Consider the following 12,207-nt stretch of genomic DNA (forward strand, 5'->3'; position numbering starts at 1 on the left):
AACGCGTGAGTCTAGGTGGGCCCCTCGTCCCGCTCATACAGGTGTTCGACGGTGGCGGGCGAGTGATTCGCCACGTGCGCGGGCCGACGCCGATAGGCTGCTCCCATGAGCAAGATCTTCGCAGTCGAGTACCACTACGTCACGGACAAGGACGACGAGATGGCCGTCGTCCGCCCCTCCCACCGCGCCTTCAACGGCGAGCTCGCGAAGGAGGACCGTCTGCTGGCGGCCGGTCCCTACGTGGGCACGCACGACGCGCTCATCATCGTCCGTGCCGAGGACGCCGAGGGCGCCCTGGCCCTGCTCGACGACGACCCCTTCCACAAGAACGGCTTCATCGCCGAGCGGATCCCGCACGAGTACGACCCGGTCATCGGCATCCTCCACTGAGGCCGGCTCCGCCCTCGACGCGTACCCGGTCACGGCTGCCATCGCCGCTGAGCCGCACGCGCGGCGGTGCCAGCCATGATGGCGACGATGATCGCCGTGGTTCCTGTCAACGCCAGGCACATGATCGAGTAGGCCGGGCTCGGACGCCACAGGAGGTCGAAGCTGTCGTCCGTCGCCTGGGCCATGCCAAGCGGAAGCACGGCGTAGAGAACGGTGGACACTCCCCCTGTCAGGACCGTGACCAGTGCCGTGCGCCACGCCGCTGCTCGCGACGCGGTCCGCCCTGCGCCCGCGACCACGGACAGCCGGGCAAACAGCTCTGCTGTGTGCGCGTTGGCGAGCACGAGCGCGCACCCGAGGACGAGGCAGACCGTGCCGATCCCCACGGCACCGAAGACGATGGTCCACCGTGACTGGAGTCGTGTCACGGTTCCGGCCACCATCCACTGATCCGTGACAGAGCTTATCTGTGCTCCCGGCAACAGCCGGTTGAGGGTCCGGGACCACGAGGCCAGATCGAGGTTGTTGCCCTTGGAGGACACGAGATAGACCGTGTTTGAGAGCACGCCGGTTGAGGCAGTCATAGCCGAGTCCGTGGCCACGACGACGCGGACATCGTCGAACGCCGTGAGCTCAGGAACCTGAGCCAGGACATACGGGGGCAACGGATCGTCTTGGCCACCGACCTCGTGGGGCTCACAGCGCTGGTTCCAGTCGGTGAGGACGGCACACGACGCCGCAACGGTTACGACGTCGCGAACGCCACCCTCCGTCGTGGTCTCCTCAACCATCACCTGCACGAGATCCGTACCACTTCCGGCCAGTCGTGGTCTGATCACGGAGAGGACGTCGTCCGGTTCCCCACTCACCATGGCGATGCTCTGCCCCCAGTCAGAGATCTGTTCTTCCGCCCGGAGGTATTGAGGTGCGAGTGCACCCACCCACAGCTGGATCTGGCCACCCATGATCACGGCGAGGCCGATGCCGACGGCAAGGTGACGGCTCGTTCGAGAGAGTCGTCCGACTTGTCTCCCAGCCAGAAGGAGCGACGGGCGGGACCATCGAAGTCCGGCACGCGCCACAACCATCCCCACGCCTCGACAGGCGGCGTCGATCACTCCCGGCAGTCCGATGATGACGAGCAGCACGCCTGCGAAGTAGACGATCAGCTTGTTGGGACTCATGGGGTTCCACAACGGAAACCAGACAGCGAGCAGGATGCCGGTGAGCAGGAGGACCAGCGGAGACAGCCGCGTCGGCATGCGCTCGCTCCGTGATCGCAGGAGCGGTCGTCGATAGTGTCCCCCAGCAACCATCACGATCAGCACGCTGAGGAGCATCCCCGCGATGAGCGCCATGGCCATCGGGCCGACGACCTTTCGCGTGTCTGCCGCGGGGAAGCTGCTGTCGAGCCAGGCGACGTGGATGTCCGTGGTCAGGGCAATGCCGATGAGCGCGCAGGTCATGGCGTGACCGGCTGCCAGGGCTGGCGCAGCGCCCACAAGATCCACGATGGCGAGATCGCGTCGCCTCATACCCATGCTGATGAGTGCAGCCGAACGCCTCTGGCTCTCCTCATCCTTCAGCCGTGCCGCGATGACGACAGCTCCGACCGCCGGAACGATCAGTGACAGAACGAGGAGGAGGCTGACATCCCCCGGATGAGCGGCGTAGAGGCTACCTTCACCCGCGTACGGTGTGCCTCTGGCGTCCGTCCCGAAGCCACAGATGGGCTCCATGTCTGACGGACGCAGGCTGGAGTCCAAGGGCCGCATGTACACGCGTCGTTCTTGGGGCGTCTCCAGCCCCTCGAGAGAAATACGTGACGTGACGTGGCCATACCTGCCCGCAAGGTCACCCGTGAGATCCGTGCCGAGTGCCGGCGAAACCGCTGCCTCGCCGGGGCCAGGCCACGCGCTCAGCCCAGGCGGAAGTGGTGCGTCCTCACTCAGGGGCGCAATCACGATGACGGTCACTGGCCTGAAGCCCACCTGGTCAAGACCACCGAACTCATAGAGTGCCGTGGCGTCAGGGCGGTCACAGATCCTCGGTACCAGAGCAGCAGCACGATCCTGGTGGAGGTCGTACGCACCCCACACGATCGCTAATGACACGAAGGCGCAGCTGAGGAGGCATGTTGCCAGGGCCAGGCACGCGGATCGTGCCACTCGGACAGGCAAGGACGAGCAACGAGCCAGTGCCTGCCCCGTCCGGACCAGACCCCGTATGAGATGCCACGACCTTCTCACCGGCGATCCACCGTCTCCGGAACGAGGCAGCCGTCGCGCAGGACCATGACTCGGTCAGCCGTGGCTGAAACCTCAGGATCATGTGTCACGATGAGAAGGGCGCATCGCGTCGAGGCTACGAGAGCCGCGAGGTCGCGTAGCACGAGATCCCGAGAGGACGGATCGAGAGATCCCGTCGGTTCATCTGCCAGAAGGAGAGATGGTTCATTGACACACGCACGAGCAATTGCGATGCGTTGACGCTCCCCGCCTGAGAACGACTCGGTGGGGCGATTGGCGGTCTGGACACCCAGCTGGCTGAGGGCCTCCGTGGCCAAGCGCCTCGCCTCCGCTGTGGAGTGCCCCTCGATCAGAGCGGGAAGCATGACGTTCTCCAGCGGAGTCAGCTCATCGACAAGGTATCCATCCTGAAAGACCACACCCATGTACTCCCGCCGAAGTCGGGCACCAAGATCGGTGGCGCCACATGGCACACGGTGGCCACACACAAAGACCTCGCCCTCGAATGGCCGAATCAATCCAAGAACAGCAGACAGAAGTGTCGACTTACCCACCCCGGAGGTACCCGTGATCGCAACGGTCTCTCCAGGTCGGATCGAGAGGTCAATCTTGTTCAGGACCGTGCGATCTCCGAACCTCACCGAGAGGTTGGAGACGGAGAGCACCTGGTCCGCCGGACGTTGAGGTGCTCTCCGTCCAGCCCGCCGGCCCCGGTGACCAGCCAGCGATCGAAGGCGGCCAATCGAGTTCAGCGCCATGCGCTGCACAGGTCAGGTTGGCGCTGGCGGTTGACACAGGCTCGGAGGCTCGTAACCGTGAAGGAATAGTGCGCCTTGACGGTTGTTCCGCTACCGCTGTTGTTATCCAGCCGGTGTGCCGTGTTGTTCGCGTTCCCGTACACGGAATGAGCGTCCGCCTTCATGTCCTTGACATTGAGGTCAAGACCCTGGTTCCAAACATACGCAGCTCCGTCACTCGTCTGCGCAACGTGTGCCATCGCAGGTGGTGCGACTGTCAGCGTCGAGAGGAGAAGAATACTGATGAGGGATCGACGATGCTTCATCTAGGACTCCATCGTCGTAGAGAGGATCGAACGTGTGGACACGAAAATCATAGAACGAATTGGGGGGGTACAAGAGTTGGGCCCACCTCCGAGCACGCGAGGTCGGATCGTCATGGCATGGACGGCGGTCAGTGACGCTCAGGGGATCTCAGCCCTCTCGCGTAGCCCTGCGCTCCTCGTGCTCCCCGACCCGGTCCTGGAGCCGCAGTACCCAGCGGGCGACGGCGAGGGCCTGGATCCCGGCGACGGCGGCTCCTCCCCCGACGGCGACCGCTGTCCAGGTCCGCCACGTCGGCCACGCGAGCAGGAAGAACTCGCGGACGACGGGGATGAGGACGCCGAGGACGGCGGCACCTGCCATGAGGAGGATGAGGCCCAGGCGCCAGCCGAGCAGCGGCTTGGCCGTCAGGGTGAGGAGCCACAGTCCGGCGATGACGAGAACGAGCGTCGCTCCCGTCGTCACCTGCTCGCTCGCGGCTCCCGTCATCTCGAGCCACTGGCGCGTCATGAGGGTCGTGGTCCCGGCGACGAGGCCGGCCGGCACGGCGAGCCCGAGGACGCGCGGGAGGAAGCCGGCGCGGTATCGCTGCGAGTTCGGGGCGAGCGCGAGCACGAAGGCGGGGATGCCGATCGTCAGCGAGGAGACGATGGTGAGCTGCCGGGGCTGGAACGGGTAGCTGATGGCGGTGATCGCGACGACGACGGCGATGAGGCTCGCGTAGACCGTCTTGGCGAGGAAGAGGCTCGCGATCCGCTCGGTGTTCGCCATGACGCGTCGTCCCTCAGCGACGACGCCGGGCAGGGCGGAGAACTCGCCGGACAGGAGCACCATGCGGGCGACCGCCTTCGTGGCGGGAGCGCCGTTGCCCATGGCGATGCCGAGGTCCGCCTCCTTGAGGGCGAGGGAGTCGTTGACGCCGTCGCCGGTCATAGCGACGGTGCGGGACCGGTGGTGGAGGGCCTGGACGACGGCCTTCTTCTGCTCGGGGGTGACACGGCCGAGCACCTGGGCGTCGTCGAGGGCGGCGGCGAGGCGCTCGAGGTCCTCGGGGTCGGAGACCTCGGTGGGCAGCTCCCGGGCGTCCAGCGCCACGGGTGCGGCGCCGTCGGGTCCCTGGACTCCCGCGCGGCGCGCGACAGCGGCGACGGTGACCGGGTTGTCCCCGGAGATGACCTTGACGGTGACGCCCTGCTCGCGGAAGTACCCGAGGGTCTGGGCCGCGTCGGAGCGGACCTCCTCCGTGAGCTCGACGAGGCCGGCGGCCGTGAGCCCGTCGGGAAGCACCGCGTCGCCGTCAGGAGCGGTGCCGAAGGAGCTGCCGCCGTGGGCGAGGGCGACGACGCGGACACCGTCCTCGGACAGCTCCCGGGCCCGCTCGAGGAGCGCGGTGGCGCCGTCGGCGGCGTCGAGGACGATCTCGGGGGCGCCCATGACCCAGGCCTCGCCGTCGAGGACCGTCCCGGACCACTTGCGGCGCGAGGAGAAGGCGACGGCCGAGTGCGTGCGAGGCAGGATGCCGGAGACCCCGGGGAGGAGGTGCAGCTCGGTGGACCCGGTGACCTCGGTGTCCGTGAGCGCGGTGAGGACCGCCTCGGCGGTGGCGTTGGGCTCGCTGCCGCCGGTGAGGGCGAGCAGCGGATCGCGCAGGTCTCCGGCGGGCAGCCCCTCCCCCGTATCCCCGTCAGGCCCAGGTGCGACGGGCTCGCCGTCGGCGCCGAGTACCTCGCGCAGGGTGATGCGTCCGGTGGTGAGCGTGCCGGTCTTGTCCAGGCAGAGCGTGTCGACGCGGGCGAGCACCTCAACGGCAGGCAGCTCCTGGACGAGGACGTCCTGCCGGGCGAGCTTGAGGGAGGCGGTCGCGAAGTTGACGCTCGTGAGCAGGACGAGGCCTTGCGGCACCATGCCGACGACGCTCGCCACCGCTGCGACGAGGGCGACCCGCCACTGGCCTGAGGAGAGTGACTGAGAGACGGAGCCGTCGAGACGCATCTGGGACCACAGGACGAGCAGCCCGACGGGCACGATGACCCAGGAGATCCAGGTGAGGATCCGGTTGGTGCCCTCCTGCAGCTCGGAGCGGACGACCGAGTAGCGGCGCGCCTCGGTGGCGAGGCGGTTGGCGTAGGCGTCGGCACCGACGGCTGTCGTGCGCACGACGGCGCTGCCGGAGGTGACGGTCGTGCCCGACATGACGGTGTCGCCGACCTCGGGGCGCACAGCGTCGGACTCGCCGGTGAGGATGGACTCGTCGACCTCGAGGCCGTCGACCTGGAGCACCTCGGCGTCCGCTGGCACCTGCTCGCCGGCGCGCAGGCGCAGCACGTCGTCGAGGACGATGGCGCCGACCTCGACGTCGGACTCGTGCCCGTCGCGGACGACGTGGGCGACCGGTGCGTCGAGCACCGAGAGCCTGTCCAGGGCCCGCTTGGCGCGGATCTCCGCCAGGGTGCCGGTGGCCGTGTTGAGGACGAGGACGAAGCCGAAGAGCGCGTCGGCCCAGTGGCCGAAGACGAGGGTGAGGACGAGGGCCGTCGTGATGATCGCGTTGAAGATCGTGAAGACGTTGGCGCGCAGGATCTGCCCGGCGGAGCGCGAGGTGCGGGTGCGCAACTCGTTGGTGCGCCCGTCCCGGACGCGCTGCGCGACCTCCGCGCTGCTCAGGCCTGTCTCTGCGAGTCCCCGCGTCACTCGCTCCTCCTCGTGTGGATACCGCTCGTCACGGCGACGAGCACGAGCGTCACGATGATGACCCCGAGCGAGACCGTCGTCGACGGCTCCGGGACGGCCAGGATCGGCTCGCCGCCGTTGAGCCACGAGAAGCTGTTCTCATGGAGGGCGTGGTTGATGAGCTTGAAGCCGATGAAGCCGAGGATGACGGCCAGGCCGTAGGGCAGGTAGACGAGGCGCTCGAGGAGGCCGTCGATGAGGAAGAACAGCTGCCGCAGCCCCAGCAGTGAGAAGGCCGTCGCGCTGAAGACGAGGAAGGGCTCCTGGGTCAGCCCGAAGATCGCCGGGATGGAGTCGAAGGCGAACATGAGGTCCGCGGTGCCGAGCGCGATGACGCAGATGAAGAGGGGCGTGATGCGGGTCCGGCCCGCGTGGCGGTGGATGAGGCGGTTGCCGACGAAGCCGTCGGAGACGGGCACGACCTTGCGGATGAGGCGGGTGACGCCGTTGTCCACGTACTCCATGCCGTCGTCCGGCTCGCCGTCGTCGCCGAGGGCATCGGTGACCTGCTTGACCGCCGTGTAGAGGAGGAACGCGCCGAAGAGGTAGAAGATCCAGCTGAAGCGCTCGATGAGGGCGGCGCCGAGCAGGATGAAGACGAGACGGAGCACGAGGGCGATGACGATGCCCAGGAGCAGCGCCTTCTGCTGGTACTGCCTCGGCACGTGGAACGCCCCCATGATGAGGATGAAGACGAAGAGGTTGTCGACGCTGAGCGACCACTCGGTGAGCCAGCCCGCGAAGAACTCCTGACCGGGTACGGCGCCGTAGACCGCCCAGATGACCGCGCCGTACACGGCTGCCAACGCCATGTAGCCGAGGGTCCACGTCGTCGCCTCGCGCATGGTGGGCGGGTGCGGGTTTCGGGCGTGGCCGAGGAAGTCGACGGCGAGCAGCCCGACGACGATGACGCCGAGGGCGGCCCAGGCGACGGGGTGGACGATCATGCGTGTGCTCCTGACGGAGGCGGGGCGCCGGTGGCGTCAGGTTGCTCCAGGGTGGGACGGGTCAGTGGTGGCGGGTGCGCGCGGTGCGCTTGTGTCCGGGCGCGAGGCCGCTCAGCCCGTGGGCTCCGACTCCGCGCCGGCCTCGCGTCGGGTGGGGACTGGCCGGGAGGAGAGCAGCGACGCGACGACGGTGAGGACGATCGTGACGACGATGAAGCCGAGCGAGACGGCGATCGACGGCTCCGGGATGACGTCCCAGTGCTCGCCGCCGTTGATGAGGGGCACCTCGTTGGTGTGCAGGGCGTGGTTGACGAGCTTGAGCCCGATGAAGCCGAGGATCGCCGCGAGGCCGTAGTGGAGGTAGACGAGTCGGTCGAGGAGCCCGTCGATGAGGAAGTAGAGCTGTCGCAGGCCGAGCAGGGAGAAGGCGTTGGCCGCGAAGACGAGGTACGCCTCCTCCGTGAGCGAGTAGATCGCGGGGATGGAGTCGACGGCGAACATGACGTCGGCCGTCCCGATCGCCACCATGCACAGGAGCATGGGCGTGATCATGGTGCGGCCGTGCGCGCGGTGGATGACCTTGCCGCCGACGAAGCCGTCGGTGACGGGGACGACGCGGGAGACGAGACGGACGAGGCGCGAGGGCCGGTACTCCTCGCCGTCGTGCTCCTCCGGAGTCTCGACGCCCTCGCGCGCCTGGGAGATCGCGGTCCACAGCAGCCACGCCCCGAAGACGTAGAAGATCCAGGAGAAGCTCTCGATGAGGGCGGCACCGAGGAGGATGAAGACGAGCCGCAGGACGAGGGCGGTGACGATGCCCGCGAGGAGGACCTCCTGCTGGTACCGCCGGGGCACCTTGAAGCCGGCGATCATGATGACGAAGAGGAAGAGGTTGTCGACGCTGAGGGCCTTCTCGGTGACATAGCCCGCGAAGTACTCCTGCCCGTACTCGGCTCCCCAGAGGGCCCAGACGACGCCCCCGAAGACGACGGCGATGGCGACGTAGGCGAGCGACCACCATGCGGCCTCGCGGATCGTGGGCTCGTGCGGGCTTCGCACGTGCCCGACGACGTCGACGGCGATCATGACGAGGATGATCGCGGCGAGCGCGATCCATCCGAGGGCGTGGACGTCCATGCGGGTGCACCTCCGGTACGGGTTGGGTACCGAAGGTCTCCTCCCGCCATGCCGGCGCCGCTGCTGACGGGGCCGGTCTGGCCTGCGACGCCGGGGGCCGGGACCGGGCTGAAGCCCGCGATCCGGTCCGCCGTGATGACGACGTCGCCGTTGGTGGGAGTACTCCCCTCCGAGTGGTCGGCCTGAGTCTAACGTCCCACGGCTCCGTGTCGAGCCGGCAGACCGCATGGTGTCCAAGGCCGGGACTCGTCCCCGGCGCGCGCCGAGACCGCTGGCCGTCGCCTCAGGAGGTCGCGCGCATGTCGCGCAGCTCCTTCTTGAGGTCCTGGATCTCGTCGCGCAAGCGGGCGGCGAGCTCGAACTGGAGGTCCTCGGCGGCCTGGTGCATCTGGTCGGTGAGGTCGCCGATGAGCTGGACGAGGTCCGACTCGGCCGCGCCGGCGAGCTTCTCGCGGACGGTGGTCTCCGCGGCCTTCTTACGCCGGGACTTGACGGCGGCCTCCTCGTGGCCGCGGTAGCCGCCGGCGAGGAGCTCCTCGGTGTCGACGTCCTCGCGGGCGAGCATGTCGGTGACGTCGGCGATCTTCTTGCGGAGGGGCTGCGGGTCGATGCCGTGCTCGGTGTTGTAGGCGAGCTGCTTCGTGCGGCGGCGCTCGGTCTCCTCGATGGCCTCGGCCATGGCGGGCGTGATCTTGTCCGCGTACATGTGCACCTCGCCCGAGACGTTGCGGGCCGCGCGTCCGATCGTCTGGATGAGGGAGCGGGTGGAGCGCAGGAAGCCCTCCTTGTCCGCGTCGAGGATGGAGACGAGGGAGACCTCGGGCAGGTCGAGCCCCTCGCGCAGGAGGTTGATGCCGACGAGGACGTCGAACTGGCCGAGCCGCAGCTCACGCAGGAGCTCGACGCGGCGCAGCGTGTCGACGTCGGAGTGGAGGTACTCGACGCGCACGCCCCGGTCGGCGAGGTAGGTGGTGAGGTCCTCCGCCATGCGCTTGGTGAGGGTCGTGACGAGCACCCGCTCGTCCTTGTCGGTGCGGCGGCGGACCTCCTCGAGGAGGTCGTCGATCTGGCCCTCGGTCGGCTTGACGACGATCTTTGGGTCGACGAGGCCGGTGGGTCGGATGATCTGCTCGACGACGCCGTCGGACAGGTTCATCTCGTAGTCGCCGGGCGTGGCGGACAGGTAGACGGTCTGGCCGATGCGGTCCTCGAACTCGCCGAAGGTGAGGGGGCGGTTGTCGAGCGCCGAGGGCAGGCGGAAGCCGTGGTCGACCAGCGTGCGCTTGCGGGAGGCGTCGCCCTCGTGCATGGCGCCGATCTGCGGGACGGTCACGTGGGACTCGTCGATGACGAGGAGGAAGTCCTCCGGGAAGTAGTCGAGGAGGGTGTTCGGCGGGGTGCCCGGCGAGCGGCCGTCGATGTGCATCGAGTAGTTCTCGACGCCGGAGCAGGTGCCGATCTGCTTGAGCATCTCGAGGTCGTAGGTGGTGCGCATGCGCAGCCGCTGGGCCTCGAGGAGCTTGCCGTCGCGCTCGAGGACCTGGAGGCGCTCGGCGAGCTCGTCCTCGATGCCCTCGATGGCGCGGCCGAGGCGCTCGGGGCCGGCGACGTAGTGGGAGGCCGGGAAGATGAAGACCTGGTCCACCGTGTCGATGACGTCGCCGGTGACGGGGTGGAGGGTGGCGAGGGACTCGATCTCGTCGCCGAAGAACTCGATGCGGATCGCGAGCTCCTCGTACATGGGGATGATCTCGACCGTGTCCCCGCGCACGCGGAAGGTGCCGCGCGTGAAGTCGATGTCGTTGCGCGTGTACTGCATGCCGACGAAGCGACGCAGGAGGTCGTCACGGTCGATCTGCTCCCCCACGGACAGCGGGGTCATGCGGTCGACGTACTCCTGCGGCGTGCCCAGTCCGTAGATGCAGGACACCGAGGAGACGACGACGACGTCGCGCCGCGTGAGGAGGTTGTTCGTCGCGCTGTGCCGCAGGCGCTCGACCTCGTCGTTGATGGAGGAGTCCTTCTCGATGAAGGTGTCCGTCTGCGGGACGTAGGCCTCCGGCTGGTAGTAGTCGTAGTAGGAGACGAAGTACTCGACGGCGTTGTTGGGCAGGAGCTCGCGGAACTCCGCAGCCATCTGGGCGGCGAGCGTCTTGTTGGGCTCGAGGATGAGGGTGGGGCGCTGGACCTGCTCGACGAGCCAGGCCGTCGTCGCCGACTTTCCCGTACCGGTGGCGCCGAGCAGGACGATGTCCTTCTCCCCCGCGTTGAGCCGCTCCGTCAGCTCCTTGATGGCGGTGGGCTGGTCACCGCTGGGCTGGTACGGGCTGATGACCTCGAAGGGCTTCTCGGCACGGCGGAGGTCGGTGACGGGGCGCATGGCGCCAGGCTACGCGGCACGCACGACGCGCTCGCAGGGCACGCATCACAGGCCGTTGCGCCGTCAGGGAAGGGCTCGGGCGATCCTGTTCTTCCACACCCAGTCGACGCCGTCGGCGAGGTCCGGCTCCGTGCCGTTGTTGAGGAGGAGGACGTCCGCGAGGGCGCGGCGCTCCTCGTCGCTCGCCTGGTTCGCCATGCGGGCGCGTGCCTCGTCCCGCGCGAGGCCGCGTCCCTCGAGCCGCTCAAGGCGGAGGGGCAACGGGGTCTCGACGACGATGACAGCGTCGAACAGATCGGCCATCCGTCCCTCGGCCAGGAGCGGGACGTCGTAGACGGCGACCGCGCCGGCGGCGACACGGTCCATGCGCTCGGCCGCGGTCGCCGCGATGAGCGGCAGCGTGATCGACTCGAGCTGCGTCCGGGCGTCACGGTCCGCGAAGACGACGCCGGCCAGTGCCTGGCGGTCGAGCGCGCCGTCGGCGGTGAGGACGGTGGGCCCGAAGGCGTCCGCGATGGCGGCGAGCCCCGGCGTGCCGGGCTCGACCACCTCGCGGGCCAGGCCGTCGGCGTCGACGACGGTCGCGCCGTGGCTCGCCAGCAGCCTCGCGACGGAGGACTTGCCCGAGCCGATCCCACCGGTGAGCCCGAGGCGGAGGGGTCTCCCGGGCCGCGGGACGGCGAGTCGGCCGAGCCCGCTCCGGGCCGCGGATCGGCGACGGACCTGGTCCGACAGCTCGACGACGAGCCTCCTGAGGACCTCCGTCGTCACCTCGACGTCGAGCGTGTCGAGCGACGGGACGTGGACGAAGCCGACGTAGGGTGCGTCCTCGCTCATTCCCGCGGCGGTCTCGAGCGCCGAGTAGAGAGTGGCGTTGCAGACGTAGCGTCCTGCGTCGTCGGAGGCCTCGACCGGGAGCCCTGCGGCCCGGAGCCGACCGACGAGAGCGCCAACGAGCCACGTGGACCGCAGGGACTCGGCCCCGCCGGGGGTGAGCTGCTCACCAGCGGGCTGCCTGCCCGCGTTGTCGGGGATGCGGGCGTCGGCGACGTTGCGCGCGGTCGTCTCGAGCCGAACAGCACCGGCCGCGGCGCTGACGCCCACGTGCAGGACGACGTCGGGCCGGAGAGTCTCGATGAGCTCGCGGGAGCGGGCCGCGGCCCCGGTGAAGGTGACCGGGAGCTCCTCCGTGGTGAGTTCCGCGGTGCCGCCGGCGAGGGGGACCTGGTGCGGCAGGCGGCTCACGGCCTCCCAGGAGGCGTTGACGCTCTCGCCGCCGAAGGGCGCGAAGCCTGTGACGAGGACGGTCACTC

The 12,207-nt window shown here is 68.7% G+C and carries 8 protein-coding genes; 1 reads left to right on the top strand and 7 read right to left on the bottom strand.

Going from position 1 to position 12,207, the window contains the following annotated elements; genetic code table 11:
* Positions 1–105: 105 nt before the first annotated feature.
* Positions 106–390, top strand: coding sequence for a YciI family protein (locus IXW69_RS07325; RefSeq protein WP_194785692.1), 285 nt, complete (start codon positions 106–108; stop codon positions 388–390).
* A 29-nt stretch (positions 391–419) separates the two neighbouring features.
* On the opposite strand, the gene IXW69_RS07330 is transcribed toward IXW69_RS07325, so the two are convergent.
* From IXW69_RS07330 to coaE, 7 genes are all read right to left on the bottom strand, one after another.
* Positions 420–2,504: a hypothetical protein gene (locus IXW69_RS07330; RefSeq protein ID WP_194785693.1), complete on the bottom strand. Its 2,085-nt coding sequence runs from the start codon at positions 2,502–2,504 to the stop codon at positions 420–422.
* Positions 2,505–2,635: 131 nt separating this feature from the next.
* A complete protein-coding gene (locus IXW69_RS07335) occupies positions 2,636–3,304 on the bottom strand; it encodes an ABC transporter ATP-binding protein (RefSeq protein WP_323745227.1) in 669 nt (222 codons plus the stop codon).
* A gap of 546 nt (positions 3,305–3,850) precedes the next feature.
* Positions 3,851–6,391, bottom strand: a complete 2,541-nt coding sequence (locus tag IXW69_RS07340; RefSeq protein ID WP_194785695.1) for an HAD-IC family P-type ATPase — start codon at positions 6,389–6,391, stop codon at positions 3,851–3,853.
* Positions 6,388–7,377 (bottom strand): TerC family protein, encoded by a 990-nt coding sequence (locus IXW69_RS07345; RefSeq protein ID WP_194785696.1) that lies wholly within the window; start codon positions 7,375–7,377, stop codon positions 6,388–6,390. Before IXW69_RS07345 ends, IXW69_RS07340 begins: the two co-directional genes overlap by 4 nt.
* A 111-nt stretch (positions 7,378–7,488) precedes the next feature.
* Complete coding sequence (locus tag IXW69_RS07350; RefSeq protein WP_194785697.1) at positions 7,489–8,514, bottom strand: TerC family protein; 1,026 nt, start codon at positions 8,512–8,514, stop codon at positions 7,489–7,491.
* A gap of 283 nt (positions 8,515–8,797) precedes the next feature.
* Positions 8,798–10,894, bottom strand: a complete 2,097-nt coding sequence (gene uvrB, locus IXW69_RS07355) for an excinuclease ABC subunit UvrB (RefSeq protein WP_194785698.1) — start codon at positions 10,892–10,894, stop codon at positions 8,798–8,800.
* 63 nt (positions 10,895–10,957) lie between these two features.
* The gene (gene coaE / locus IXW69_RS12060; RefSeq protein ID WP_323745228.1) at positions 10,958–12,205 is read right to left on the bottom strand and encodes a dephospho-CoA kinase; all 1,248 of its coding nucleotides are present in this window, start codon (positions 12,203–12,205) and stop codon (positions 10,958–10,960) included.
* Positions 12,206–12,207 lie beyond the last annotated feature (2 nt).

This window comes from Actinomyces haliotis, from assembly GCF_015355765.1.
Classification (GTDB): Bacteria; Actinomycetota; Actinomycetes; order Actinomycetales; family Actinomycetaceae; genus Actinomyces; species Actinomyces haliotis.

Coding starts and splice junctions, on each gene's coding strand:
- IXW69_RS07325 (WP_194785692.1), top strand. CDS start 106: ATGAGCAAGATCTTCGCAGTCGAGTACCACTACGTCACGGACAAGGAC.
- IXW69_RS07345 (WP_194785696.1), bottom strand. CDS start 7,377: ATGATCGTCCACCCCGTCGCCTGGGCCGCCCTCGGCGTCATCGTCGTC.
- IXW69_RS07350 (WP_194785697.1), bottom strand. CDS start 8,514: ATGGACGTCCACGCCCTCGGATGGATCGCGCTCGCCGCGATCATCCTC.
- uvrB (WP_194785698.1), bottom strand. CDS start 10,894: ATGCGCCCCGTCACCGACCTCCGCCGTGCCGAGAAGCCCTTCGAGGTC.